At 54.2% G+C, this 25,605-nt stretch carries 25 protein-coding genes and 1 pseudogene; 8 read left to right on the forward strand and 18 right to left on the reverse strand.

Annotated features, from left to right (window positions below):
• Positions 1–219: 219 nt before the first annotated feature.
• A complete protein-coding gene (locus ACMX25_RS38310) occupies positions 220–516 on the forward strand; it encodes a DUF4148 domain-containing protein (protein WP_414955056.1) in 297 nt (98 codons plus the stop codon).
• Between the two features lie 49 nt (positions 517–565).
• On the opposite strand, the gene ACMX25_RS38315 is transcribed toward ACMX25_RS38310, so the two are convergent.
• Positions 566–2,347, reverse strand: coding sequence for an FAD-dependent oxidoreductase (locus tag ACMX25_RS38315; RefSeq protein WP_414955057.1), 1,782 nt, complete (start codon positions 2,345–2,347; stop codon positions 566–568).
• A 578-nt stretch (positions 2,348–2,925) separates the two neighbouring features.
• On the opposite strand from ACMX25_RS38315, the gene ACMX25_RS38320 reads away from it, so the two are divergent.
• The 4 genes from ACMX25_RS38320 to ACMX25_RS38335 all read left to right on the forward strand — a co-directional run bounded on the left by ACMX25_RS38320 (position 2,926) and on the right by ACMX25_RS38335 (position 6,609).
• Positions 2,926–3,159 (forward strand): hypothetical protein, encoded by a 234-nt coding sequence (locus tag ACMX25_RS38320; protein WP_414955058.1) that lies wholly within the window; start codon positions 2,926–2,928, stop codon positions 3,157–3,159.
• A gap of 196 nt (positions 3,160–3,355) precedes the next feature.
• A complete protein-coding gene (locus tag ACMX25_RS38325) occupies positions 3,356–4,822 on the forward strand; it encodes a catalase (RefSeq protein ID WP_414955059.1) in 1,467 nt (488 codons plus the stop codon).
• A gap of 479 nt (positions 4,823–5,301) precedes the next feature.
• Entirely contained in the window at positions 5,302–5,766 is a 465-nt protein-coding gene (locus ACMX25_RS38330) for a DUF4126 family protein (RefSeq protein WP_414955060.1), read from the forward strand.
• Positions 5,767–5,868: 102 nt separating this feature from the next.
• Complete coding sequence (locus ACMX25_RS38335; protein WP_414955061.1) at positions 5,869–6,609, forward strand: gamma-glutamylcyclotransferase; 741 nt, start codon at positions 5,869–5,871, stop codon at positions 6,607–6,609.
• Positions 6,610–6,700: 91 nt separating this feature from the next.
• Here the strand turns inward: ACMX25_RS38335 and ACMX25_RS38340 are convergent, their stop codons facing one another.
• The 6 genes from ACMX25_RS38340 to ACMX25_RS38365 all read right to left on the reverse strand — a co-directional run bounded on the left by ACMX25_RS38340 (position 6,701) and on the right by ACMX25_RS38365 (position 12,373).
• On the reverse strand, positions 6,701–7,165 hold the full coding sequence (locus ACMX25_RS38340) for a lipocalin-like domain-containing protein (protein WP_414955062.1): 465 nt from the start codon (positions 7,163–7,165) through the stop codon (positions 6,701–6,703).
• A gap of 76 nt (positions 7,166–7,241) precedes the next feature.
• Entirely contained in the window at positions 7,242–8,225 is a 984-nt protein-coding gene (locus tag ACMX25_RS38345) for a quinone oxidoreductase family protein (protein ID WP_414955063.1), read from the reverse strand.
• A 128-nt stretch (positions 8,226–8,353) separates the two neighbouring features.
• The gene (locus ACMX25_RS38350) at positions 8,354–8,782 is read right to left on the reverse strand and encodes an OsmC family peroxiredoxin (protein ID WP_414955064.1); all 429 of its coding nucleotides are present in this window, start codon (positions 8,780–8,782) and stop codon (positions 8,354–8,356) included.
• Between the two features lie 72 nt (positions 8,783–8,854).
• Positions 8,855–9,958 (reverse strand): alkene reductase, encoded by a 1,104-nt coding sequence (locus ACMX25_RS38355; protein WP_414955078.1) that lies wholly within the window; start codon positions 9,956–9,958, stop codon positions 8,855–8,857.
• A 212-nt stretch (positions 9,959–10,170) separates the two neighbouring features.
• Positions 10,171–10,857 (reverse strand): glutathione S-transferase family protein, encoded by a 687-nt coding sequence (locus tag ACMX25_RS38360; RefSeq protein ID WP_414955065.1) that lies wholly within the window; start codon positions 10,855–10,857, stop codon positions 10,171–10,173.
• A 97-nt stretch (positions 10,858–10,954) separates the two neighbouring features.
• Positions 10,955–12,373, reverse strand: a complete 1,419-nt coding sequence (locus tag ACMX25_RS38365) for an MFS transporter (protein ID WP_414955066.1) — start codon at positions 12,371–12,373, stop codon at positions 10,955–10,957.
• Between the two features lie 537 nt (positions 12,374–12,910).
• On the opposite strand from ACMX25_RS38365, the gene ACMX25_RS38370 reads away from it, so the two are divergent.
• Together ACMX25_RS38370 and ACMX25_RS38375 are read left to right on the forward strand one after the other, a co-directional pair.
• On the forward strand, positions 12,911–13,810 hold the full coding sequence (locus ACMX25_RS38370; RefSeq protein ID WP_414955067.1) for an NAD-dependent epimerase/dehydratase family protein: 900 nt from the start codon (positions 12,911–12,913) through the stop codon (positions 13,808–13,810).
• Positions 13,811–14,285: 475 nt separating this feature from the next.
• Positions 14,286–14,906, forward strand: coding sequence for a cysteine hydrolase family protein (locus tag ACMX25_RS38375; RefSeq protein WP_414955068.1), 621 nt, complete (start codon positions 14,286–14,288; stop codon positions 14,904–14,906).
• A 491-nt stretch (positions 14,907–15,397) separates the two neighbouring features.
• On the opposite strand, the gene ACMX25_RS38380 is transcribed toward ACMX25_RS38375, so the two are convergent.
• The 4 genes and pseudogenes from ACMX25_RS38380 to ACMX25_RS38395 form a co-directional block, all read right to left on the reverse strand.
• On the reverse strand, positions 15,398–15,853 hold the full coding sequence (locus tag ACMX25_RS38380; protein WP_414955069.1) for a DUF3331 domain-containing protein: 456 nt from the start codon (positions 15,851–15,853) through the stop codon (positions 15,398–15,400).
• Positions 15,854–16,050: 197 nt separating this feature from the next.
• Positions 16,051–16,623, reverse strand: coding sequence for a type 2 periplasmic-binding domain-containing protein (locus tag ACMX25_RS38385; RefSeq protein WP_414955070.1), 573 nt, complete (start codon positions 16,621–16,623; stop codon positions 16,051–16,053).
• A gap of 157 nt (positions 16,624–16,780) precedes the next feature.
• A pseudogene (locus ACMX25_RS38390) lies at positions 16,781–17,197 on the reverse strand (flavin reductase family protein); the annotation flags it as partial.
• 277 nt (positions 17,198–17,474) lie between these two features.
• Positions 17,475–17,999 (reverse strand): winged helix-turn-helix transcriptional regulator, encoded by a 525-nt coding sequence (locus ACMX25_RS38395; RefSeq protein WP_414955071.1) that lies wholly within the window; start codon positions 17,997–17,999, stop codon positions 17,475–17,477.
• 488 nt (positions 18,000–18,487) lie between these two features.
• Between ACMX25_RS38395 and ACMX25_RS38400 the strand changes: the two genes are divergently transcribed.
• On the forward strand, positions 18,488–19,420 hold the full coding sequence (locus ACMX25_RS38400) for a LysR family transcriptional regulator (protein WP_414955072.1): 933 nt from the start codon (positions 18,488–18,490) through the stop codon (positions 19,418–19,420).
• 49 nt (positions 19,421–19,469) lie between these two features.
• On the opposite strand, the gene ACMX25_RS38405 is transcribed toward ACMX25_RS38400, so the two are convergent.
• The 7 genes from ACMX25_RS38405 to ACMX25_RS38435 all read right to left on the reverse strand — a co-directional run bounded on the left by ACMX25_RS38405 (position 19,470) and on the right by ACMX25_RS38435 (position 25,525).
• Positions 19,470–19,919, reverse strand: coding sequence for a nuclear transport factor 2 family protein (locus ACMX25_RS38405; RefSeq protein WP_414955073.1), 450 nt, complete (start codon positions 19,917–19,919; stop codon positions 19,470–19,472).
• Between the two features lie 81 nt (positions 19,920–20,000).
• A complete protein-coding gene (locus ACMX25_RS38410) occupies positions 20,001–21,332 on the reverse strand; it encodes an MFS transporter (RefSeq protein WP_414955074.1) in 1,332 nt (443 codons plus the stop codon).
• 28 nt (positions 21,333–21,360) lie between these two features.
• A complete protein-coding gene (locus ACMX25_RS38415; RefSeq protein WP_414955075.1) occupies positions 21,361–22,512 on the reverse strand; it encodes a mandelate racemase/muconate lactonizing enzyme family protein in 1,152 nt (383 codons plus the stop codon).
• A 79-nt stretch (positions 22,513–22,591) separates the two neighbouring features.
• On the reverse strand, positions 22,592–23,266 hold the full coding sequence (locus tag ACMX25_RS38420) for a fumarylacetoacetate hydrolase family protein (RefSeq protein ID WP_414955076.1): 675 nt from the start codon (positions 23,264–23,266) through the stop codon (positions 22,592–22,594).
• Between the two features lie 300 nt (positions 23,267–23,566).
• Entirely contained in the window at positions 23,567–24,451 is an 885-nt protein-coding gene (locus tag ACMX25_RS38425; protein ID WP_414955077.1) for a TauD/TfdA dioxygenase family protein, read from the reverse strand.
• Between the two features lie 256 nt (positions 24,452–24,707).
• Complete coding sequence (locus ACMX25_RS38430; protein ID WP_414955079.1) at positions 24,708–25,223, reverse strand: IS5 family transposase; 516 nt, start codon at positions 25,221–25,223, stop codon at positions 24,708–24,710.
• A complete protein-coding gene (locus ACMX25_RS38435; protein WP_062093255.1) occupies positions 25,115–25,525 on the reverse strand; it encodes an IS5/IS1182 family transposase in 411 nt (136 codons plus the stop codon). Before ACMX25_RS38435 ends, ACMX25_RS38430 begins: the two co-directional genes overlap by 109 nt.
• Positions 25,526–25,605: the final 80 nt, after the last annotated feature.

Raw genomic sequence — 25,605 nt, forward strand, 5'->3', positions numbered from 1 at the left:
CTCGGCTTGTCCACAGGCAAGCTCGGTGGATAAGCCTGCACCTGCGCATAACATCGTTCAAAAAACCATACCTGAACTACGAAACCACCCATAAATTCCGCCGACCAAGCAAATTTTTACAGAATCATTCGATGATTTGATATACACTTCAAATAGTGAAGCTATAGGTTTCTGTTGTCGACGTCGGCTACGCACGTATTTCATGCAACACGACCCGGCATGGTGTCGGACGGTCGAAGGAGATTGACTGTGAAAAATTCGTTGGCAGCTGCGATTGCCACTATCCTAATCTGTTCGTCAAGCGGCCTGGTGTTTGCCGAGGACGTGCCGAACACCGCCCTCTCTAACTCGGGTTCTGACGGGCAGATGTCATCCACCCAAACATCTGGAAAAACGCGAGCGCAGGTTCGCGCGGAAATGAAGGCAACCAAACCCACATCCGCGCAACATGACCGAGACGTCGCCCAATCGGTAACTGGTATTCCGGCCGTTTCCAGAAAGCAGACGTCGCCCTGACCTCACTTGCCAGATTGGGACCTCAGCTGCGCCTTGGTTCGGCTCAAACCTAAGTGGTGTTAGCGCGTTGCGCCAATTCCTGACGCCCGGCTAGCACACCATGAATCTGCGACACCACGGCTGCTCCCTCCCCCACGGCGGCAGCTACCCGTTTTGTTGATGCAGATCGAACATCTCCAATGGCGAACACACCCGGAACGCTGGTTTCAAGCGATTTTGTTCCACCGAACGTACTGCCCGTCACGTCGTTGCCGGTTAGCACGAAGCCACCGTGATCAGTGTCGACGCTGCAACCTTGCAGCCAACTTGTGTTCGGAACGGCTCCGGTAAACAGGAAAAGGTGTCTTACATCCAATTTCAGCTTGCCGTCTGATGTTGTGCAATTCAACGCGGACAGCGCGCCTTCCTCGCCCTCCATAGATTCGATGGATGTTCTTTGATGAAGCGTGACGTTGGGCAAAGCGCCAATGCGGTCAATCAGGTATTTAGACATGCTTGCCTCCAATCCTTCTCCGCGGATCAGCAGATGGACATGGGACGCATGCGACGCCAGATAAACAACTGCCTGCCCCGCGGAATTGCCGCCGCCCACAAGCGCAACCTCGCATCCTTTGCAAAGTTTGGCTTCAACAGGGGACGCCCAATAGTAAGTTCCATGTCCTTCGAATTTTTCTAACCCAGCAATCGCGGGCTTGCGATAAGCGGCGCCCGTCGCGATAACGATCGTATGCGAAGCAATGCGCTTACCGTCCATCAGCTCGATCTCAAGGGGCAACCGATCGCAATGAAGCGCCTTGATTTGCGATGGGATGGCGATGTGAGCGCCGAATTTCTGAGCTTGCACGAAAGCCCGGCCAGCAAGTGCCTGTCCTGAGATTCCGGTCGGAAATCCAAGATAGTTTTCGATGCGCGAGCTCGCTCCAGCTTGCCCCCCAGGGGCCCGGCTATCAAACACAGTCACCGACAATCCTTCGGAAGCTGCGTACACTGCTGTCGCCAATCCGGCGGGTCCCGCGCCCACGATGACTACGTCATAAGTATGAGCAAGATCGAACTCAGGGAGCCAGCCCAACTGCGACGCGAGCTGGTTTTCGTCCGGAGCATGCAACACCGTGCCATCGGGACAAATGACCAGCGGGAGGTCGGCATCTGATCTGGACATGCGTTCCAGTAATTGGATCGCATCCGGATCTATGTCAGTGTCGATCACCGTGTGCGGATGACCATTTCGCCTCAGGAACCCTTGCAACAGGATCAACCGTGCATCGTCGGATTTGCCAAGTAGTATCGGCCCGGTTCCGCGTTCGATCAAACTGACTCGTCGAAGAATCAGCGAACGCATGATCCGTTCTCCCAGCTCGGCTTCTGCGACCAGAAGTGCGCGCAAGCGTTCTGGTGGAATCAGGATGACCGTCAAGTCGTCTACTGCGTGGGCATCGACAAGCGACGGTCTTCCTGACAGTTGCCCGATCTCCGCGACGAACCGCCGGGGTTGTTGTTCGATCACCTCGCTCACGCGCCCGAGGCCGTCACGCCTTGTGATACTGACGCGGCCTTTGAGCAAGACGAACATGCCCGGCATGGGCATTCCGGACTGCAGCAGTTGCTCTCCCGCATGGTACGTTTGCAGCGTACCAAACCGTCTCATCCGTTCGATTTCGCCATCGGATAGTATCGGATGTGTTTGATGGTGACGGTCGTTAAGAGAAGAGAAAGGCGCGTCGCCCGTCGCGACGGTCTGGAGTTGGCCCCTGACTGCATTGAGCAGCTCATGTGACGAAACCAGGTCCTCACTCGATTGCGTATTTTGTGTCTCGGCAGGTTCAATCATCAGTGACAGATCTCATCGATTGAGCACCGTTGCCGGGGCAAAGTTAGCGGATGGGCAATCACTTCATCAAAGCACAGAATCAGGCTCATCACATCACTCAATAGTCTTTCGTGAACCTGCAAGCTTGGTTGCAAGCGTGTTGGAATGCTGATTAATCAGGCATCGCATTCATTCGAATGTAATCGATTCTGTCCCGGTGACCAATGCCCGAAATCTCAAAACACTTTTTGTTGCCAGTGAACAATACGCTGTGACGCAAGTCGCCAGAGGCGCGCGAACGTGCAGACAGGTGGAGGACGGCGAGGCTGGTCTAGGGCATCCGCCCACAAACGGGTGAACTTGATCGACGATATCGTACTAAAATTTGGAACGTACCTTCAAAAAACAAAGTTTTATCCATAGCCTTTTTTGACGAAGAGATAGACCCTCGTCACATCCTTTCTGCCTGAACTCCCAATGCCGTCGTAGGCATCTGCAAATGATTGTTGCAAGCACAAGAGCGGTGATTTGAGTATCCATGGGTTTATCAGGCGAGCGAGCTCCTATAAGGTTCCGAAGATCAGATAAAAGGAACCGTAATGAACACCTTGATAGAGCGGCATCTATACAGTCCAGCCTTGGTTACGCCGATGCTGCTCTTGGTGAGCGAGATGGGATCACTCGAATTTAGTTTTTTCGACGCCATCCGTCTCGTCGCACTAAAAGGAGTTCAATACGCGACGGTTCGACATCCATGCGGCGTTGGCTCGACAAGCAAAAATTTCATCTTCGGAATGCGATGTGGCGTACGCCGCATCCTTGGCGAGATCTAGCCGACGGCTAATGTCGCGGTTACTGTGTTCAAGCGTTCGTCCAACGCGGGGCATCAACCGTATCACTGCTTCGATGACTGCAGACTCCCTCGTCGCTTGCTAGACTTTCCCATGAACCGACTCATAGTTGGCCCGCGATATATCGGACCTGCCCCTAGCTATTTCGTGAACTCCCCTAAAAAACAGGAATCCCATCATGTCGAGTAAACGACTGACTACTGCAGCTGGCGCGCCCGTCGGCGACAACCAAAACTCGCAAACGGTGGGGCCTCGCGGTCCTATTACGTTGCAAGACTTCTGGCTGATCGAGAAGCTGGCGCATTTCGACCGGGAAGTGATTCCTGAGCGGCGCGTGCATGCGAAGGGATCGGGTGCATTCGGCACGCTGAAAATAACGCATGACATTACGAAGTACAGCAAGGCAAAGGTATTTGACGGGGACGGCAAGGAGACGAAAGCGTTCCTTCGTTTCTCCACAGTGGCGGGCGAGCGTGGCGCCGCCGATGCCGAGCGCGACGTTCGCGGCTTCTCGATCAAGTTCTATACCGAGGAAGGCAACTGGGACGTTGTTGGCAACAATACACCAGTGTTTTTCATCCGCGACCCACTTAAATTTCCTGACTTCATCCATACGCAAAAACGTGATCCGCACACGAATATGCGCAGCGCCGCAAATATTTGGGATTTCTGGTCGCAGACTCCGGAGTCCCTGCACCAAGTCACCATCTTGATGAGCGATCGCGGTATTCCGAAGAATTACCGGCAGATGCATGGCTTCGGCTCGCATACGTTTTCGTTCATCAACGCGCAGAATCAGCGTCATTACGTCAAGTTTCACTACAAGTCGATGCAGGGCATTGAGAACATCACGAATGCTGAAGCTAAGAAGGTCATTGGCGAAAATCGTGAAAGCGCTCAACGCGACCTCTACGATGAAATCGATCAGGGCAACTTTCCCAAGTGGCGTTTCTGTATCCAGGTCATGTCGCAAGAACAGGCGCACAATCATTACGAAAACCCCTTTGACATCACGAAAACATGGTCCCAGAAGGAATTTCCGTTGATAGATGTGGGCGTGCTGGAGTTGAACAAGAATCCGGAGAACTATTCTGCTGACGTCGAGCAAGCGGCATTCTCGCCGGCGAACGTGGTGCCTGGTATTGCCTTCTCACCTGACCGATTGTTGCAAGGGCGCCTGTTCTCGTACGGCGATACACAGCGGTATAGACTGGGCATTAACCATCATCAGATTCCGGTGAACGCGCCGCTTAATCCGAAGCACGCGCCGTACCACCGTGACGGTGCGGTACGCACCGACGGCAATCTGGGTGGTACCGCGAACTACGAACCGAATCGCTTCGGCGCATTTCCGCAGGATGCTTCGGTAAACGAACCGCCGCTGGCTGTTTCTGGCGATATCGAGCGCTACGATCATCGCAAGGACGACGACTACTATAGCCACGCCCGCGCTCTGTTCAACCTCTTCAATGCCGACGAGAAGCAGCGTTTGTTCAGCAATATTGGTGAGGCAATTGCAGGTGTCCCCGATACCATTGTCGGGCGCCAGCTTGCTTTGTTTGAGAGGGTTGATCAAGCGTACGCAGCTGGAGTGAGAAAGGTTCTCGGGAGAACTGCGTCGGTCTCGGAAACCACGCTCCCTTAAATGATGAATTCGACTCCTGTGCACAGGTAAGTTGTCTCTGAACATTGTGGAGCACGAATACATAGCGAGCTGACACGTGAACACTCGTTTCCACGTACGGCATCTGTTGTTTTATGCCCGTCTTCAAGAAGGTCCAGCTTGGGCATCGCTGCATAAATTTTTGATACTGCGTAGACTCGCAACGTGTCGATCCTGGCCCTCTCATCCCGGCTCGATATCTGTCAACGCCGGTGCTCCCTTAGCACCGGCGTCTTTTTTTACGCAAAAATATTAATGAAGCTGCAGTTACGAAGTTGATTGGGCCTTGTCCATCGCTGGCCCGCTAATGTGGCCAACTCAAAGAAATCCGGACGTAAGATCATGCAGTCGGGACGCACCGGTATGGCCACCATAGCCCTAAGTTCTTAGCATACGGCACCAGTGGCACAAACACTTACGTGTGCCATTTCCGGCCTCTCTACTAATAGGAAATCCAGAACGTGTCGCTCTACATAGTTGCATTAATCGTTAGTTGCATAGCCGGACTGCGTGCTTTCATTGCCCCAGTTGCAATTTGTTGGCTTGCTTACGAAAACGTGATAAATGTTTCTGGAAGTTGGGCAGGATTTACATCCAATGTATGGACGGTAGGAATTTTCAGCATCCTGGTTGTTATCGAACTTGTGACTGATCAGTTGCCTAAAACGCCGAGCCGAAAAGTGCCGCAGCAATTCGCACCGCGAATTATCAGCGGCGCCTTCTGCGCGGCAGTACTGGCTGCTCAAAGTGGTGGAGTTGTTGCACTAGTAGTGTTGGCCATCATAGGAGTGGTAATTGGCGCCTTCGTCGGCTTCGAATTTCGAGTTCGCTTGAAACAAGTGTTCGATGGCCTTGATCGGCCGGCGGCTATCATCGAAGACTTGCTCGCGTTCGTGCTTGTGGCGCTTGTAGCGGTGGCGTTATAGCTTGAGAATCAGGGGTCTCGCTTCACAATTATCGTGAGCTACTGCGACTTGCCCATCGGCGAATCGGCTCAATACGAACCTTCAAGATATGTGGGAACAGACATGTCCGTATCCGGCGATTCAGGTGCTGGCAAGCAAGAGTCGGCAATTGACGCAGTACAGAAAAATGATCAAGTGCTGGATCGGGCGTTACTCGAGACTGGCGGCGTCCACGCGATGGTTGTACGAGACGCGCCCGAGCAACTCCTCCTCACCGATGCACAGAGGGCCGCATCGCTCGACAGAATCCTTGAGCGCAGGCCACCCGGCGCCGCATGGATTTTTGCCTATGGATCGCTAATGTGGAATCCAATCTTTCTCAGTCAGGAACAGCGGAAAGCGACGATTTTCGGCTTCCATCGTTCTTTTTGCTTTAAGGTCTACGCGGGACGAGGATCTCTTGCTAACCCCGGACTTGTATTGGCGTTGGATCAGGGCGGCGAATGTACGGGAGTAGCGTATCGGATTGGCGACGAGATACTTCGCTCAGAACTCGACCTGCTCTGGCGACGAGAGATGCTCTCCGGAGCTTACATCCCCCAATGGGTCGAGGTATTCGACGACGCACGGAGCCGTTTTGGCTGCGCTATCGCCTTTACGATGGATGCGAATGACGAACGGTATACAGGTAAGCTCGACGAGTCTGAGGTGGTACGGCGACTTGCGACAGCGGCAGGTGCCTTGGGGTCGGCCTCCGATTACCTGTTCAAGACCTGCGAGGCGCTCAAGTCATGGGATATTTCAGACAGCACGCTTGAGCGTCTGACATTGCGCGTTCAGGAATATAAGCGCGACCCCGACTGACCGACTTGGTGGCGAACGCGCAACGTGGGCGGTACGCCCGCGGTGGCTGGCGGTATTGACCGACTATTCACCTAACTACGCTCCGCGATCTTCAAGAATTATCGATTGCTCTCTTCCATACAAGCTGGGCCATCTTCAGGGTTCCATTGAATCGCTGAGGCTGTTCAGTTGTGAGCATTAAGCAATCGCCTTCAAATCTTGCAACGCGCTTCACCGTTTGACCGAACCAGTTCGGGAAGAAACTGACATCAGCATGATGCGACACCACGTGACTCGGTTCGTCCACGGAAAATCGACCGGAATAGGCGAGATATGTCGATCCCGAGGCTACATATTCGCTTGGCTCACCTCGGTACATATCGTTGCCGGCAAAAAGCGGCCGATCGCGCGCCTGAAGCTGCGCGGACATGTATCCATCCGAGGTATAGATGATGAACCCCAAAGGTGATTCACCCAGCGGATGATGCTCCGTGCCTGTGTCAACCTCGGTTTCCACATAAGACTGCAATGTCCAAGCGCCAAGCAACTGCTCACAAATACTAGAATTTTTCTTCATACATTCTCGCTTTCTGACGATTCCAGGGTTGTAGGCGTCTTGATTCAACGATGACAAGCCAATGAGACAGCGATTGTCATGCCCATGGTTCAAGCACAACCTTTCCGGTAGTTTGACGCTCTTCGAGAAGTTTATGTGCTTCGATCGCAGCGGAAAGTGGCAGCCTGACGCCGACGTGAAGCGTAAGCCGACCTGAGGCAACGTAATCTACTATCTCGTTCAACGCTTTGCTAATAAGCGTTTCGTGTTGAAAATAGCCTCCGATATAAAATCCGGTTATCGACTGGTTGAGGACAGTAAGACGCTGTGGATTGACCGCAGTTGACTCGCCGCTTGCCTGACCATAAACAACCATACGCCCGAACGGCGCGAGCGCGTCAAGAGCCCGGCCTACCGTCTCTCCTCCCGACATCTCAAGAACGATGTCGACGCCCTTCCCATTGGTCAATTCCATTACTTGCGCTGCCCAATCGGGTTGGGTGTAGTCGATAGACGAATCCGCACCAATCGACTCCGCAAATTTTCGTTTTTCGAATGTGCTGGCCGCAGCGATAACCTGGCCCGCGCCCAAAAGTTTCGCGAGTTGCACCGCGAATGCGCCCACGCCTCCCGCAGCAGCCTCTACCAGGACGCTTTCACCCGCGGCGAGTCTTCCGGCGTGTCGCAGAGCCAGAAGCGCTGTCAAACCCTGAACGACTAGCGACGTGGCTTGCACTGCGGTGATGCCGGGCGGAAGCGGAATTGCTGAAGCAGCAGGAGCAACCACATATTGCGCGTAACCACCGACGCGCGTGGTCGCATATACTGCGTCGCCCTCTGAGAGGTGGGTTACTCCGTTTCCAATTCCCGTTATAACGCCGGCGACTTCCCCACCAAGGGTGAACGGTACCGGTGACTTCTCCGGGTACTCGTCACCTCGGCGACGAAGAATGTCGGCAAAATTAACGCCCACTGCGTCCACGCGTATCTGAACTTCGCCCGGGCCCGGTTGAGGCGTTGGGACGTCTTCGTAGCAAAGTACCTCAGGACCACCTGTGCTGTAAAAGCGTACAGTTTTCATTATTCGAAACCTAAGGTAGGTCAATCTTTCAAGCGGCCTTGACGCTCGCGGTCCATGGGAACACGACGATCGGTGGCATTCCGGCCCTGACCCTTAACGATGACACCAACGAACACGCGAAACCACGACTAAGGAAGTAGTTTGGCATCCATAGTGACCTCGAACTTCATGATCTTGGAGATCGTACAATTCGTGCGAGCACGATCTGCACAATGTTGGAATTGATCTCCTGATGCACCCGGAACCTTCGCGTTGACCGTGATATGGGCGCTTTTGATCGCAGGATGTCCATCGTCTCCAGTGCCAAGGTCGATCGCCACGGAGGTCTCAATACTCTCCGCTTCCAGATCGATCATGCCGAAGTTGTTCGCGAGCGCCTGATTAAAACATCCCGCATGTGCCGCACCTAACAACTCTTCTGGACTTGCCCCGGAAGCGCCCTCAAATCGGCTCGCATAAGAATACGGCGCATTCTTAAATAATTCTGTTTTGGTCGATAGGGTTCCATTCCCGTCTTTCCAAGAACCCGTCCAGGTTGAACATCCAGTTGCTTTCATGAAACTCTCCAAAACAGGTTGTCGGGATCGGGGGTCCAGGCAAACGGTGAGACCCCGATAAGCCGCGCTTTGCTACGCAGTTTTACTGTCGAACATCGGATAGTCCGTGTACCCTCGTTCGTCGCCGCCATACATCGTTGCCTGGTCGGCCGACGCAAGGAGCGCGTTTTCCTTGAGGCGACGCACCAAGTCCGGGTTGCTGATAAAGGGCTTGCCGAAGGCAACCGCATCCACTGCTCCGCTTGCGACGGCGTCGAGCGCCATGTCGCGGGTATAGCCATTGTTTGCGATCCACGCCGCGCCTGTGTTGCCGTCCTTGAAGCGATTGCGCAGCGCAATGTAATCAAGAGGCGCAAAGTCACGCGCGCCTCCGGTCGCACCCTCCACCACGTGAATGAAAGCCAGCTTCAGTTTTGCCATACGCTCGACCACCAGATCGTAGGTAGCCTGCGTCGTACTATCCAACGCGGCGTCGTTGACGGGGGACACGGGCGATAACCGGATTCCCGAGCGGCCCCCTCCAATCTCGTTGGATATGGCCGTCATCACCTCGCTCACGAACCGCACGCGATTTTCAATCTCGCCGCCGTAGCTGTCGGTACGGTTATTGATGCTATCGCGCAGGAACTGCTCGATTAGATAACCATGCGCTCCGTGAACTTCAACACCGTCAAATCCAGCAGCAATGGCGTTTCTCGCGCCAATACGAAATTCCTCGACCACTTCCGCCACTTCTTGCACGCTCAGTGCCCGAGGCGCCGAGACCTGTTCAAAGCCTTTGGCAGTGAATGTCTGCGCCTTCGCAACTCGAGCGCTACTCGAGACGGGCACTTGTCCATCGGACAGCAGTGAGATGTGAGAAATACGCCCCACGTGCCATAACTGAACCACGATCTTGCCGCCCGCTTCATGCACGGCATCAGTCACGCGACGCCAGCCTGCCACTTGGGCCGCAGTATGGATTCCCGGAGTGTCGAGATACCCTTGGCCCAAAGGCGAAACTTGGGTACCTTCTGCAATGATGAGTCCAGCGCTCGCTCGTTGACGGTAGTATGTTGCCGCCATCTCGGGCGGGACGCCGCCAGGACCGGCACGGTCGCGCGTGAGTGGCGCCATAACGACGCGATTTGCCGCGGCAATATCGCCGATTTGGATACAATCGAAAAGTGTAGTCATTGAGCTTGGTTTAGGTTGATGGTGCCAACATTTGCGACGCGCTGACTGCTCCACAGGGATGGTCGCGACAACCAGAAAATGCCGGCAAGAGTCGTGGTCCTTCCATATATAACTTCATGTTTTGAAGTTACATTACATCTAATATCCGCGTGTGTCAAAGATGGCCATTTTTGTCAAAACTGGCGATGTTGGCGCCAGTGTTGCACTGGTGATCAGGATGCCAAGCGCGCGTTTTGCGGGAACAACTCGCGTAGCGCTCCATCATCCATCTCGGCCTTGTACGAGTGAGCCGCCTTAAGTGCCGATGTTCGTTGTGCGGCAGGCCGGACGCTCACCTCATCCAGCAGGCGCTTTACGTTGGGAAGCTGATCCCATGCGTTTTCGCCCAGCACAGCGGGCACATAACGTGCCCATCCCCAGACGGCCATATCAACAATGCCGTAGGAATTGCCCACCATATAGGGGCTTTTAGCGAGCTGCTCTTCAATGATCTGCCAGTGCCGCCAAGCCTCGAAATCATAGCGGTTCAACGCATATACTTTTGGCTCCGGAGCAAAGTGCCTGAAATGGACCGCTTGCCCCGAGTATGGTCCCACGCCCGTCGCGACGAACATTAGCCACGAATACAGCGTCGCGCGTGCCGAGGGTGTGTTCTCGGGCAAGAAACGCCCGCTGTTTTCCGCCAGATAAAGCAGGATCGCTGTACTGTCAAATACCACGGCGTCCCCATCGACCAATGCTGGTGTCTTGCCATTTGGATTGATGGCCATAAAGGCTGGGGAATGTTGTTCACCCTTGCGTGTATCAACAGGAACGAGTTCATAAGGCAGGCCGATTTCCTCAAGCATCAACGCTACTTTTTCCGGATTCGGCGATGGGTGGAAATAAAATTTGATCATGCTCTGTGTTCCCATAAAACGTTAAATCGAGATCATTCAACACGGTATCGATTCGATGACGTGAGAACGTTCAAATATTTCTGGTCCAACTCCCGGGTCACTTGATGGCGTGCGAGTGCGACTCTGCCTGGCGACGGTCACTCAACCAGGTCATGACGCACGCTAGAGCGAGGCAGAATGAGAAGAGCGCAAAGCCGATCCTCATCCTCCACAACCAGCTGTCGACTAAAACCAGCATGATGCCGATGACAGCTACGCCGCTCAGCGCTCCAACCTGCCGATTGGCATTCAACGCTGCAGCCGCTACATTGCCGTCCGCCGAGCCCGCTTCCTGCATCATGCCGGAGCTCATTGCGGGCAGTGCCAAGCCAAGACCAGCATTGCTGATCCCCAGCGGAATCACCAGTATCCAATAGGGAACGTTCGCTCCTGCAAACGCAGCGATCAACGCGCCGAACGACGCAGTTCCCAGCCCGATGCCCAGCACTGTAGTCAATCCCCAGCGATTGGACAGATGCCCGGACCTGACATTGAAAATTGATATAAAGCACATTACTGGCAGGAGATAGATGCCGGTAACCAAAGCGCTCGCGCCGAGTGCTTTCTGAAGGTACAAGCTCAGGAGGAAAATCTGACCAAAGAGCGCAACGTTGATCGAAAATCCCATTGCATTGAATGCCCAGAATCTTGGATTGGTGGACAGCGAACGGGGAATGACCGGATGTATCGCGATTCGTTCGCGACAGACCACCACGATGAGTGCGGCGATGGCCACGCAGATGGTCACTAATATGTTGAATGAACTCCACCCAAGGGTGGGTCCTTGTATCAAGGCAAAACTGAACGCGCTCAAGCAAAGCATGATGAGTGCATGGGTTCCAGCATCGAACGGATGTATTTTTTTCGGCGACGCGGACAAGAACTTTGCGGTCAGTAAAGCGCCTGCGATTCCGATCGGTATGTTCAGATAGAAAATACTGCGCCATCCAAAACTGGAAACAAGCAAACCGCCTATGAAGGGCCCTGCGCCGGCAGCCGCTCCAACAATTGCGCCCCATATTCCCAGGAGCTTGGCGCGTTCGGATTTGTCGGGAAAAGACTGCGTAAGCAAGCTCAGGGAACTGGGCATGAACATGGCTGCTCCAATGCCCTGCAACAAACGCGCTCCCACCAACAACGCGCCTGAGCTGGCAAATGCACACAATCCAGATGCCACGATAAACCACAGAAGCCCGAGCATGTAGGTACGCTTCGCACCAAGCCGGTCTGCTACAGACCCACCTAATAGCAAGAGCGCCGCGAAGGTTAATGTATAGGCATCAACGACCCAGACAAGCAGCGAGAGAGGCGCATCGAAATCGTGTTCAATTTTGGTCAGTGCAACATTGACAACCGTCACGTCGAGCATCGCCATCACGAACCCGAGCGAGAGTGCTATCACGATCCAGAAGGCATTGGGGCGAGCGGTGGCAGTCAGCGTGAGCTCCGTATCTGACGAAACCTTGTTATATGACATTTTTTACTGCTCCTGATAGGTCGCCAGCTCAGAACTTCATTATTCGGAAACTGACCGCGCCGGCTCACCTTGGCCCGACTGTGCCAGACGAATTGATTGGCATGGAGTCCAGCTAAGGCCAGCTTGCTCGATTATCCCTCAAAAACAATATTTGCTTCATATTTTGAAGGTACATAGTTGAAAAAACATTGTTCATCTTCTCAAACATTTCGCGGGGCGACACAAGTGTCCCCCACGGCTCTCCGGGACGGCCCACTGGAACGGGATGTTCAAGACGCGCTGCGCATCGGGAGAGCTTTCCTCGCACTTGGCTCCGACAGCCACGGAAGATCATAGGGGCGGTCACACTGTCGTTTCGATTTGGAGAGACGCTTCAATCCTCGGGTGATGACGATGCACCTTGGTAAATGCCAAACCAACAGAAGCGTTAGCTTTTTGCAGCGACAGCGCGTTAACCCGAGGCCACTGTTACTGCAGGCTTTTGTTTTTGAAGCTATATTCGTATCCTGATTTCCTGCACGACAATAAGGATAGGACATGAAGATTTTCATTACAGGTGCGTCAGGATTCATCGGTGGATCAGTTGCTGAGCATTTGAGAGATGGCGGTCATCAAATTGTTGGCCTGGTCAGGACAAGCGAAAATGCCGACTCCTTGAAGCGGCGTGGAATAGAACCGCTGATCGGCGGTCTAGACGACCCTTACGTTTTGACGCAAGGCGCCCGAATGACAGAGGGTGTAATCAACGCTGCGGATTCTGACCATCGAGGCGCAGCCGAAGCGCTTATTGCCGCCCTCGCAGGCACCGGCAAGCCGTTGATTCACACCAGCGGCTCAAGCATCGTCGTGGATGACGCGAAGGGCGAATATTCAAGTAACGAAATCTTTGAGGACGATGTCCCCTTCAATGTCCTGCCGCATCGCCGGGGCCGGTATGAGGTTGACTGCATAGTCAGGACCGCAGGCGTCGCACAAGGTCTTCGGGGACTCGTGATCTGTCCCACCACGGTTTACGGGACAGGACTTGGAATTCGCCTCGACAGCGACCAAGTGCCCAAGCTTATGGCTAAGTCAAGGGAACGTGGCGCGGGCGTATACATTGGCAAGGGTGCGAACATCTGGTCCAACGTCTACGTTGGTGACCTTTGTTCCCTGTACGCACTTGCATTGGAAAAGGGTCCTTCGGGCGCGTTCTTCTTCGCTGAAAACGGGGAAAGTACGCTGCTCGGAGTTGCGGAAACTATCGGCACGACGCTGGGCTTCCAGGGCAAAACCGAGCATTGGGACCTTGAAGCAGCGACGGCAGAACTCGGAGCATGGCCACAAATTGCACTTGGCACAAATTGCAGAGTGCGCTCCACGAATGCGAAGCGTTTGCTGGGCTGGCGTCCCAACGGGCCTTCTCTCGCTCAGTCACTGAGTCAAACAGGCAGATAGAGAGGTATCCGCTGCGGCCTAGCCATTGACGGGCCGTGCCATCCTACAAAAGAGGCGCGACACGGCGCCGTGTTCCAGGCTCCTTAGATGGTGACGCCGACTCATCGGCATGTCATTACTGTTGAGCAGCGAGCTCGTGCATTTCCTGCGCGAGAAAGTTCGACAGTTGACAGTTCATCGAGGTGTTGCTCTCTCGTATGACTGGTTGAGCGGCCCTGCCGGAGGGCGGTTAACGAAAATTTGCGAGCCGGCACCCATCAGGCGTTGCCTGAAAATGCATGACTTTCATTTTTAAAGCGTATATTCTAGGATCATGTTAAACATGGGAACGAAGGAGGCAGCTCGACAGCCATTCGAACCTGCAAGTCAACCAATGGAGAGCAGCCCCCCTTGACCAGCAATGTTCAGCGCTGGGCCCGTTTCATTAATAAATTAGTTGTCCAAACACTTACTGAATACGAAAGGTGACAATCTCATGAATGCAACCTATAGCGCAGAACGAACAGGCTTACTCATTGTCGACCCGTACAACGACTTCATGAGCGAAGGCGGAAAGTTATTCAATGCCATCAAGGCTACAGCTGACGCCTCAGGTCTGTTTGACAATCTCCGCAAGATCATCCCTGCTGCGCGATCGGCCGGGATACAGGTTTTCATCGTGCCTCATCATCGTTCACATCATGGTGATTTCGATGGATGGCAGCACATGAACATGTTTCAGAAGGCGGGCCTTCCTACCAAGGCATTCGAAGTCGGGACGTGGGGTGGTGAATTCAATCCAGAGTTCGGCCCGCAACCGGGCGACGTGATAATCAAGGAACACTGGGCCCAAAGCGGATTCGCTAATACTGATCTCGACGCACAACTGAAACAACACGGCATCCAAAAGATCATCCTCGTCGGATTGATCGCCAATAGCTGCATCGAATCGACTGCTCGCTTTGGAATGGAACTGGGCTATCACGTCACGCTCGTCATGGATGCAACGGCCGCGTTCAGCGCCGAAGGTATGCAAGCCGCAGCGACGAACGCGCCCATGTTTGCGCACGCGATCTATTCGACCAGCGAGCTTCTGGAACAGCTTCCCGTAGCCTAGCCGGTTGCATGCAACGGGGAGGCACGGAGCCGCTTTCGTGCCCGTTGCGCGGCACTCGGCCTTCCCGGGCAGAACCTCGACGCAGCACTGAAAAGCTGTCTCATCGACTACCCACAAGCTCATCCATTTTCGTGAGAGCTACTTAGCCCACACTTGTCGATGGGAGCGTGGCTTGCCTTCCGGTTGAGTTAAGCAATCCCGTCACGAGGCTCCCGCTCGGCCTGGAGGAGGCAGCAAGGACTGTCTCGCTCCTGTCACACATCGTTACCGTCACGCCATTAAACTCTGTCTGCCCGCCGTCTCCGCTGGTTACCCTGCTCTCTGGATTCTATACGGCATGACCGCCGGAAGCGGCCGACAGTCGATGCAGCAATGATGCCTTCGGACTTCGTCACGTGCCCTGCTTTAAAGGCGTACACAGACTTTCCATGAAACCTCGAACCCGTCTTCCTTTCTATGAACTCCATTAGTCGGCGATCTAAATCTGCCAACTATGCGGTTTCATAATCGCGCTTTGTTTTCTTCAAGGCGCCTTGCGTTTCGGCCACGTCAGAAGATCTTTCAAAACCTATGACCGACGACAAGATCATTTCGTTAGCATTGAGCGGCCGGTGGACTGATTTACGCGGCTGATAGACACGGTCGCCCTTGCGAACTGGGTCGCCGGTCAGAGCACATACGCCGTTTGAACGTGCAACGCGAAGCGACCAACTCTGATCGCCATAGTGGCACGACGTCGAATCAAACCATGCGACCGTTGCCGTGGTGCGTGTCGGTTTGTCCAGCACCGTCACGAAGGTGTTTTCTCGCCTTCCAGTGCCTTGGCGCGACAGCGCACGCGCAGGTTGATGAGCGTCGGCCCGGTAATTGAACGCGCAGTTGTTTAAATGTTTAAGCGCTTTCACTGCGTGCAGCCAAGGATCGCCGTTGCTAATATTGCGTTGCATATCTTGCCTCAACAAAAGAAGTTAATGCTGTTAGCGCCAAATTTATCGAATGCATTCAGGTCCTCACTATACGGGTCCCGATCGCGCAAACAATCCGAGAGTCAAGAGACGCGGGCCGACCTTGCGATGCCCTGAGCGCCGTTGTTAGATCGCCTCAATTTGGTTGAGGTTCTTCCGTGCAACGGTGTGTCGTTGAATTACGTGGATATCCACTCGTGCATGACCTGCACTAATTCACAGCGATAAATAGCCAACGCTGCGTTCTCGCGTGGCACGAAGACGACACCTAGGCCGCGAACGGCGGCCTTCACCAACGCGTTCGCACTTTCACTTTCTATGGCTAGGCTGGAAACCACTCGCGAGCGGCAACCACTCACTGCGTTGCGCAGAACGAGTGGGTGCGCGGCGTTTGCGCGTTTGTACGACATGAACTGTCCAGCTTTGAGGTCTTCGGGGTTCGCAGGCCTGCCATAACGACTAAGAAACGACAGGCTCGCGTAGAAGCCGAATGAAACATCCAAAGACGTTTGAGCCGATGACCGCGCCGCTGGCAAAGCGCGGTGGCCTGCGCTCATCCCGGCCGGATCGGAAATATCTTTGGTGATGAGCTCCTCGCCAGGCGTCGTGGTATGTCGACGCCACGCGGCAAGCCCAGTACGTAAACCCTCTATCGTTTCACATAGCGTGTACCCACGACATTTAATAGCATCAGATGCCATACCGATCTGGCTTCCCGGTGCCACATTCGCAGAGTGTATGACCTGTTCCATTGCAGCCCCTATCCCAGAGAAACGATAAGGCTATGGTCGTCCATTCAGGGCGACATGGCGAGTTAGTCGATATTAAAAGTTGTTAATGGGAGAGTTGTTTTTACAGCCCGTCGTGACCACAAGAGCCCAGAGCGAGGAACCCTGTCGGATGCGCCGCTTATCTTTTCCCCGACCACTCTTCAACTGAAATGCGAGGAAGGTCAAAAATGTCTGACGTTCGAACGTGGGAACTTGTGCTCATGTCTCCAATCAGCTTCAATTTCGACGTATCGACCCAGCAACGTTGAGCATCAATGACAGCGTCATCATGGACGTACATGGCAAGCACTTCATCAAGAACCAAAGAGCGCGTATCACCCAAGGGCACGATCTGCATCACCCTGCACTCAAATGACACATGACACTCGGCAATGCGCGGCGTTTTTACGAACACCGATGACGCGGGAGTGAGACCCGCCTCTGCAAATTCGTCAACGTGCGCAGCGAATCCGATCGCCGACACGTTCATTTTCTGCACGTTGTCGTCGCCGACAAGATTTACCACGAACTCGCCCTGCGAGCGGACGTTTTCGCCCGTATCCTTCCGATCTACCGGAGATCAATGGCCGATTGAAAATCCAATCACGGCCAGCTGGTCGCCAAGGAAATTAAAAAATGAGCAGGGTGTTGCGTTGAGGTGACCTCCAACGTCCAAAGTGGATACCCTTGCGATAGGGCGAGGCACGATAGTCGAGCAGAGAAGCTTGTAGCGATGAGAGGCCTCAAGCTTTGGAAATTCAAACAGCGTTTGCCTTGCTCCGATCGGTTGGTTGGACTCAAGCCAGCATGACGACAAACCTAGCGATAAATGCTTACTTCCGCAGACCTCTCGTATCGCGCCGCACCGCAAGAAATGCGATCCTGCGCGCTTCTCGCTCCGCACGAAAGGCAGCGCTCAGCACCAGTTCAGTTTCATCGAACGTGAACGGCTTGTCCCCTGTCGGAGAATCCCATTGAGCATCGATTTGTTTTCCGGTTGCCCTCAACAAAAAGGTAAGCGATGGCTCCGACTGAGGATCGAAACCGCCCCACTTCTGACCCCATGCGTGCAGTGCCAGGAGAACCGCATCGAGCTCTTTTCCCTTTGGCGTCGCAGAGTACTCATAGCGCGCCGGTTTGATGCTGTAGAGGCGCCATTCGATGACGCCCTCTGCTTTCAGTCTTTTCAGCCGAGTTGAGAGTAGATGCGAGGACATGCCTGTTTGCGCTTGGACCTCTTCAAAACGACGCATCCCCATTCCAAGCTCCCGCAAAATCAACAAGGTCCAACGATCACCCACTACCGATAACGATCGGGCGATTGGACAAAGGCTAAAGCCAATATCATCCCAGCGCATGTCAACTCCTACATTCCGGGTTGTGCGACCCTTATACATCTGAACGCCGACCCGCCTGAACGAGCATCCGGCAAATTCACAGAAGAACGGGGCTTATTCTTTGAAATCGTTCGTCCATGCTCTTTTTACAGCTTCATTTTTTGAAGTAAAAGCGAAATACTACTTGGGACCGATCGAAATCTCCACCATATTCTGAAGTCCACATCTCTCCCCCTCTGGATTTCCGGGTTGAAGATTACGCGGTGTAGTGTTAACGCGAAGTTGAGATCGCCGTTGTTCTATTTACAATCAACTGCGACAAACAGAATTTGTCGCGCGTCTCTTGTACGGCTGTGCAATGAGTTGAAACGATCCACAAGCCAGGTATAACCTATGAAAATATCTGGTAACAACGGCACGGATAGCCCGAGAGAATTAAATGCCTACCTGCTGGATTTCCTGTCGGGCGCCAGGCTTGGAAACCTAATCTGATCATCTGGGAAACATTCTTGAGAAAAGCCGCATCACAGATCAGTCTGGATCTACTGGAGATATTTTCTGAGGTCGTTCGACACGGGTCGATGTCCTCAGCCGCCCGAAGCCTTGCCATGGCGCCGTCGTCCGCCGCCAGAAAGATTGCGGCACTCGAACACGAACTCAATACACGCTTGTTCGATAGAACCACCAAGAGCGTATTGCTGACCGAGGCGGGAGCAACGGCGCTTACTTGGGCTGAGGAGGTCCTCATCAGCCATGGCACGCTAATCGATCGTTTGGCCGCCTACCAAGGCGAAATCAAAGGTACGCTGCGTATCGTGATGAACGAGTATGTCTGCACCGTTCTGCTGCCACAATTTCTCGCTTCGTTTTCAAGTCGGCATCCACTAATTCGATTCGCCATTACCATGACCGATGCGATGGTCGCTCCTGATGATCGCAGCTACGACGTAGCTGTTCATACAGGCAGTGTTCCAGATTCGGGGTTGCGAGGCATGCGTATTAAAGACTTGCAGCGGATCTTATGCGCTGCGCCGAGCTACTTGCAGGAACGGGGAACTCCTGCGAAGCTGTCCGACCTTGAACAACACGCTTGTTTGGTTCACCTTCAGACACCGGGCGGGTACTGGACGTTCGAGGACAATGGTGTCTTTACAAAGCAACCAATCAGCCAGTTGCTCATCGCCAACAGCTATTTGCCGCTTATCCAGTTTGCGCTGCAAGGTATGGGATTGATTCGGGTGAGTCGCGGCTCCGTGAAAGAGCATCTGGATAGTGGTGAGCTTGTCCAAGTGTTGCCAACGTATCAATGCCTCAACCTCGACGGCAGCGTTCCCGCGACTTGGATCCTATACCCCGACGGTCGGATGATGGAGAAAACCCGCAAATTCATTGAAGAGCTTTCTGGATATCTCAAAACCCACGCGCTTATCGTTCAAGGATGATTGCAACCTGCATCCAAAGCGGCTAGCCGAGACATCCGCGACTGGTCAGTTAACGTGGATAAGAGGGATCCAGGCGGTCCCTTCGACCTCGATTCCCTTCGGGGATGCTTGAATTTGTGTCTCCTTGGACGCGACTCGTCACAGTCGCATCGATCACCAATGTCCTATGGAGAACGCGCCACTCCCCGCCCCTTTGTTCGAACTTGTCGATATAGCGACACCACGTCGTTGTAACAGCCAACTCCTTCTCCAATAGCCCCGCCGTGTGTTGAGTAACGACAGCGTAGCTTTCGACCCTTGCCGACTCCAGTCCCATGAAGTGAATGATCACATTACCCAAGTGATGCATCGAAAAGACAATGTGCTCATGACGCTTCGTCAGCGCCTCTATCAACCCGTCGATGCCTCCTCGATAGAACACGTGATCGTCACGCGTCGGGGTGAAAAACGCTGCGCATTGCCGGCAAATCCAGCCGATCGATCGCGCGGCACCACTCATTCAAGACCATTCCAATCGATATCCGGTCGGCGATCCTTAAATCATCGAGGTGGGTGCTATTAGCTGAAATATTGGTCATTTTTAACGGGCGACAACGCCGCCATCTTGAGGTTCCAGGACGCGAGTAGTTTGCGGCATAGTCACAATCAGGGTGACCGCACCGACAACTAGCAAGCACACAATCGGATAAAGACCGTAATTTATATTGCCCGTTGCAGTCTTGATGTAACCAATCAACGCAGGGCTCACAAAGCCGCCAAACGCGCCGACGGTGTTTACAAATGCCAATCCGGCAGCGACAGCGGCGGGAGGAAGCGACGCCGGAAGCATCGGCCAGAACACCGGATAAGATGCCATGATTGCCGCCGTTGCCACCGTCAAGCCAACCATTGATACAACCAGGTTTCCCTGCGCAAGCGCGATGGTCGCAAGCCCCGCTGCGGAAAGCAACACGGCCCCTGAAAAATGCCACCGACGCTCGAGATAATGGTCTGAATGACGCCCCCAAGCTATCATCGCGATGATGCTGACTCCATACGGCATGGCTGAATAAAGCCCAACATCCATGAGGTTCGACACGCCCAATCCACGAATGATAATGGGCATCCAGAACAGCACGGTATAGCCGCCACATTGCGCGGCGAAGAAACAGAGCGCGAAAAGGTAGGTACGAACATCTCGAAAGGCAGAGCCCCAGTGATCTGCCCGCTCTCCAAAAAAAGAGACCGAATAGGTGCTGATGTCACGCTCGATCATCGACTTCTGTTCCGCGGTCAGCCAATGCGCTTGAGCGGGTTTATCGGTGAGATAGAACCATGCAAAAGTTCCGAGCATCGAACTGGGCACTCCCTCGAGGAAGAACATCCATTGCCAGCCGCGAAGACCCGCGACACCGTTCAAGTGCGTGATAATGGCGGCTGACAGTGGACCGCCGATCAGCCCGGCGACCACGATCCCGATCATGAACATGCCAATGATCCGTCCGTGACGATGCTGAGGATACCAGTACGTCAGATAAAGAATGACACCGGGAAAGAACCCTGCCTCGAAAACACCAAGGCAGAATCGCAGGACATAGAACTGAATAGGGGTTCGCACGAGCAACATGCAGGCCGACGTGAGTCCCCACAGGAACATGATCCGCGATATCGTCCGACGAGCGCCGATTCGTTGCATATATAAATTGCTCGGGATTTCGAACAACAGATACCCGATAAACAGTACGCCTGCGCCGAATCCGTAAGCTGCGTCTGAGAGACCAATATCCTGCTCCATCTGCAGATGCGCATAACCCACATTCACCCGGTCGAGAAACGACAACACGTAACAAACGAAGAGAAACGGTATCAACCTTAGCGTGACTTTGCGGTACAACCGCGCACTATCATCGGCCGCGATGCGAAGAGTTGTCATGCGTGTCTCCTACCTGAGTCTTTACTGATTAGTAAGTCGGCGCGAATGTGGTGTCAGTCTGCCCATACCGGTTTTCCATTTCGCTGGTCAGTCTTACGCCGAGGCCCGCCTCTCTTGGCAATTCGACGCGTCCTTCGACCATTTGGAGCGGCGTCTCCATAAGTCCAGTCTGAAGTCGATTCGCGACGCCGCAGTACTCGCAGATTTCAAGTGACCCGATCGCCGCGCTGAGGTGAAGGCTTGCCATCAGCGAGATGCCCGACCCCCAAGCGTGAGGCGCCATGCGCACGGAGTGCTTGAGTGCCTTCTTTGCAATATCCCGCACTGCACTGATGCCGCCGCAGTGGGTGGGATCTGGCTGAGCCAGATGCAGTGCCCGCGCCTGAAACAGGAGCTCGAACTGCTCTCGGCAACTCACGCTTTCGCCGCCCGCTATTTGAACGGGCGAAGCCCTGACTAGCGTTGCATAACCCTGCACGTCATCGCTGGGAAGAGGCTCTTCAAGAAAGGCAATATTCAAGCGCTCAATACCCAGTGCAACTTCCAGCGCGGCGGACACGTCGTAAGGTTTTGGCAGGAAATTCGCGGCTAGATCGACCATCAGCTCGATTTCATCACCGAGGACGCTACGTGCCCGTTCGATGATCGCAATGACCTCAGAGGCACTGCCAAACGCGCGAATCTTGACAGAGCGGAAGCCCGCATTTACCCATTTCTCCATCTCCGCGTCGAACGATGCGGGTGGCTGCGAAAATCCTCCGCTGACGTAGATTGGAATCGAGCTTCGCGTCGCACCGCCAAGCAGTTCATAGACGGGCACGCCAGCGGCCTTTCCGGCTATGTCCCAGAGAGCGATGTCGAGTGCGCTTAGAACGCCGGCACCTATTCCAGAGGTTGCCCAGTAGACCCCAGCTTTCCTGATCTTTGCGGTCAGCCCGTCGCGGTCAAGCGCTTCAGCACCTATCAAGAGCGCTTGCATCTGGTTGACCATTCCCAGAAACGCGGCCGGGGCGGTTGATCCAGCGATCGACTCGCCCAGACCCGTAAGCCCCGTCTCGGTCTGAATTTCGATTAATGCTGCATTCCAGCCTGTGGACCCGCCACCGGGGAAAAACCAGCGCTCACTTTCTTCGTAGGAATCTCGTAAAAGAATGGGTCGTATACCAGTGATTTTCATCATGACCTTGGCGTTGAAGCGGATGAATCGATATGTTGGCGAGTCGGACAAGTGACCAACTCACCTGATTGGATTCCCTCGATTACGGTTCCCTTCGTATAAAGTTCGACAAGGTTCCAAGCGCCTCGATGCTTACTTCGACGACATCGCCCTCTTTCATATACAAGGGTGGCGTCCGGGCTGCGCCGACTCCCGCAGGCGTGCCCATCACCAATACATCTCCCGGTTCCAGTGTGGTCATTGAAGAAAGTATCGCGATGGTATTTGCTACATCGAAGATCATCCGACTCGTATTGGAATACTGAACCTGCACGCCGTTGAGCCGAGTTTCGATGGTCAACCCGCTGGCGCCTGGTGGCACCTCGTCCGCGGATACAAACTCGGGACCAAACGCACCGGTGCGATCAAAATTCTTTCCTGCCGTCCATTGCGGCGTCTTGAACTGATAGTCGCGAACCGAACCATCGTTGAAAATCGAATATCCAGCCACATGGCTCAGTGCATCAGTCACTGAAATGTGTTTACCCGGTCTCCCGATGATTGCAACCAACTCACCTTCAAAGTCGAGACTGGCCGAAACCCGTGGCATCTCGATAGCTTTACCGTGCGCGACAAGAGATGCCGGTACGCGAAGGAAAAGAACAGGAAACTCAGGCTTGGTTAATCCAGATTCCGACGCGTGGTCCTCGTAATTTACGCCCAGACAAAAGATCTTCCCGGGTGCGGGGATCGGGGGCAGCAGATCCAGGGAAGACATGGGCACGGATCCCTTTCGATCCCACTCCTTGATCGCTTCTTTCACCCTCGACAATACCTGCGGGCCAAGCTTTAATAGTTGAGCCAGATCGTGGGGAAGGTCCGATAACAAGACGTCAAGCGGAGCAACCTGATCTGAAAGCCGAACGCCGAGCCTGGGACCACTCTCGGTCCTAAAATTAACAACGCGCACAATTCATCTCCATTATTTTTTATGTCCGACGCACCGATTAGCTAAAGTGCCTATATGGGCGGTCGAAGGCTAATGCGCTGTTGACCAGCGCCGCTGGCTCAAATTTGCTCAAGCCGGCGCAGGGGCACCGAGCGTGGTCCTATGCATCAGCCTGCGCTCGGGAAGCTTGAAGTCACCGGTGGCCCGGTGAACCGCTGAATAGTTGTCCCACATCACCAGATCTCCAACGCGCCAGCGGTGCCGATATACGACCTCCTTACGAATAACATGCTGGGTTAGGTACTCAACGAGTTCGTCGGACTCAGCCTGCTGCATCCCGATGATCTGTCGGATTACGCCTTGAACCATATATAGGCACTTTTCCCCCGTGATGGGATGAGTGCGAACAAGGTTATGGATGATCTCGGTATCTTTGATTTTCTCTTGTGCCGTGATCACTTCCTTGAGGTAGACGTTGTCCCTCGCCTTCTCGGCAGTATGGCCCACGTATTCAGTATATTTTGGAAGACTAAATATCGCCTGTAGACTACCGACCATATCCTGCATGTCCTGAGACAACGTTCTGTACGCGTAGGCAGTACTTGCAAAGTACGTGTCACCGAGCGGCTCCCTTCCGTTGTGTGGGACTTCGATTGCATACAGATGGGACCCTCTGGGCGGTGCCGCCGTGTACCACATATCGCTATGCCAGTAGCGTCCGGCGTCTTCCATGCCGATAGGACGCCCGTCCTCGATGATGTTGGAAACGATGAATATTTCGGGATGCTCCTTCATGTTGAATCTATCTAGTGCGAAGGGATCTAGCTTTCCAAATCGACTACTGAAAGCGATCTGCTCCACAGGCGTGAGTTCTTGATCACGGATCACAATCACGCCATATTTTTTGTAGGCACTGTCGATAGCCCCAAAAGTTGCATCGTCAAGGTCGCGGAGGTCCACGCCCTGAAGCTCGTGCCCCAGGGGGGCATCAGATAATTTCAGATCAAAGCTCATTGATTGTCTCCTGAAGTTGTACGCATCCCGTGCAAATTCAGGTTAGCTCGGACCGCTCCGATTATCCACGCTCGATTCGGTCACGCGGCTGTGCACTTTCTGCACAAGTGACTTGCATGGTCCGCCTCCTAGCCAATGAAGCGCCAATCGACGTTGGAGCGACATGAATTAAGCAACCCAAAGCGATACGCTCGGGTTGCGACGATGGGTGCTCATAAGGAATGTCGGTTTAAATCCTCGACCCTTAGAGGGCAGTTCAAAAAGGCTGCTCAGTTCGGCTGAAGATGTTCCAGCAGACGAGTGAGCAGGCTAGTTTGAGGAATGCTTCGTGAATGTCAGATCGGCGCTCGAAGCGAATGCGAAGACGCCGGAAACCATGGAGCCACGAATGAGTCCGTTCAACGACCCAACGGAACTTGCCGAGACCGCTGCCGTGTTCGGTGCGGCGCCTGGCGATGACCGGTCTGATTCCACGCTCGCGAAGTTGGCGGCGATGCGAGTCGGAGTCGTAGCCACGGTCGGCGTAGATGACCTTGGGTTTGCGAAGCGGTCGGCCGCGTGTGCCGCGAATCGGCGGGATAGCGTCGACCAGCGGCAGCAGTTGCGTGACATCATTGCGGTTCGCGCCGGTCACGATCACGCTGACAGGAACGCCGTTCGCGTCTACGAGGACGTGGTGTTTGGACCCTGGTCGTGCGCGATCGGTGGGGTTTGGCCCAGTTTTTGGCCCGCCCCAACGGCTCGCACGGACGATGAATCGACAGCCGCATATGAGAAATCGAGCTGGCCAGATTCGCGCAGCTTGTCGAGCAGTAGCCCGTGCAGCTTGTCCCACACCCCGGCCTGCTGCCAGTCGTGCAACCGACGCCAACAAGTCGCTCCAGAGCCGAAGCCCAACCGGGTCGGCAGATGGTTCCATCGCATTCCTGTCTTCAGCACAAGCAGGATGCCATTGAGTGCTGCACGGTCCGAGACCGGCAACCTTCCAGGGTATCGCTGGCGTCGCGGTTTGGGCGGTGGAAGTAGCGGTTCGATCAGTGCCCACAATTCGTCATCGATGATAGGTGCCGGCATTCCTTGATCCGTTGTTCAGGTATCCAAGGTTAACCGTTTCGTGGAAAAGTAAACAGCCCTTCCGAGCTCTTTTTGAACTG

It is taken from the genome of Caballeronia eucalypticola (assembly GCF_047608185.1).
Taxonomy (GTDB): Bacteria; Pseudomonadota; Gammaproteobacteria; order Burkholderiales; family Burkholderiaceae; genus Caballeronia.

Coding starts and splice junctions, on each gene's coding strand:
- ACMX25_RS38335 (WP_414955061.1), top strand. CDS start 5,869: ATGTCCGTATCCGGCGATTCAGGTGCTGGCAAGCAAGAGTCGGCAATT.
- ACMX25_RS38405 (WP_414955073.1), bottom strand. CDS start 19,919: ATGAGTGGTGCCGCGCGATCGATCGGCTGGATTTGCCGGCAATGCGCA.
- ACMX25_RS38435 (WP_062093255.1), bottom strand. CDS start 25,525: ATGCCGGCACCTATCATCGATGACGAATTGTGGGCACTGATCGAACCG.
- ACMX25_RS38380 (WP_414955069.1), bottom strand. CDS start 15,853: ATGCAACGCAATATTAGCAACGGCGATCCTTGGCTGCACGCAGTGAAA.
- ACMX25_RS38375 (WP_414955068.1), top strand. CDS start 14,286: ATGAATGCAACCTATAGCGCAGAACGAACAGGCTTACTCATTGTCGAC.
- ACMX25_RS38410 (WP_414955074.1), bottom strand. CDS start 21,332: ATGACAACTCTTCGCATCGCGGCCGATGATAGTGCGCGGTTGTACCGC.
- ACMX25_RS38320 (WP_414955058.1), top strand. CDS start 2,926: ATGAACACCTTGATAGAGCGGCATCTATACAGTCCAGCCTTGGTTACG.
- ACMX25_RS38370 (WP_414955067.1), top strand. CDS start 12,911: ATGAAGATTTTCATTACAGGTGCGTCAGGATTCATCGGTGGATCAGTT.
- ACMX25_RS38340 (WP_414955062.1), bottom strand. CDS start 7,165: ATGAAGAAAAATTCTAGTATTTGTGAGCAGTTGCTTGGCGCTTGGACA.
- ACMX25_RS38345 (WP_414955063.1), bottom strand. CDS start 8,225: ATGAAAACTGTACGCTTTTACAGCACAGGTGGTCCTGAGGTACTTTGC.
- ACMX25_RS38415 (WP_414955075.1), bottom strand. CDS start 22,512: ATGATGAAAATCACTGGTATACGACCCATTCTTTTACGAGATTCCTAC.
- ACMX25_RS38365 (WP_414955066.1), bottom strand. CDS start 12,373: ATGTCATATAACAAGGTTTCGTCAGATACGGAGCTCACGCTGACTGCC.
- ACMX25_RS38385 (WP_414955070.1), bottom strand. CDS start 16,623: ATGGAACAGGTCATACACTCTGCGAATGTGGCACCGGGAAGCCAGATC.
- ACMX25_RS38395 (WP_414955071.1), bottom strand. CDS start 17,999: ATGCGCTGGGATGATATTGGCTTTAGCCTTTGTCCAATCGCCCGATCG.
- ACMX25_RS38425 (WP_414955077.1), bottom strand. CDS start 24,451: ATGAGCTTTGATCTGAAATTATCTGATGCCCCCCTGGGGCACGAGCTT.
- ACMX25_RS38315 (WP_414955057.1), bottom strand. CDS start 2,347: ATGATTGAACCTGCCGAGACACAAAATACGCAATCGAGTGAGGACCTG.
- ACMX25_RS38325 (WP_414955059.1), top strand. CDS start 3,356: ATGTCGAGTAAACGACTGACTACTGCAGCTGGCGCGCCCGTCGGCGAC.
- ACMX25_RS38310 (WP_414955056.1), top strand. CDS start 220: ATGGTGTCGGACGGTCGAAGGAGATTGACTGTGAAAAATTCGTTGGCA.
- ACMX25_RS38355 (WP_414955078.1), bottom strand. CDS start 9,958: ATGACTACACTTTTCGATTGTATCCAAATCGGCGATATTGCCGCGGCA.
- ACMX25_RS38360 (WP_414955065.1), bottom strand. CDS start 10,857: ATGATCAAATTTTATTTCCACCCATCGCCGAATCCGGAAAAAGTAGCG.
- ACMX25_RS38420 (WP_414955076.1), bottom strand. CDS start 23,266: ATGTCTTCCCTGGATCTGCTGCCCCCGATCCCCGCACCCGGGAAGATC.
- ACMX25_RS38350 (WP_414955064.1), bottom strand. CDS start 8,782: ATGAAAGCAACTGGATGTTCAACCTGGACGGGTTCTTGGAAAGACGGG.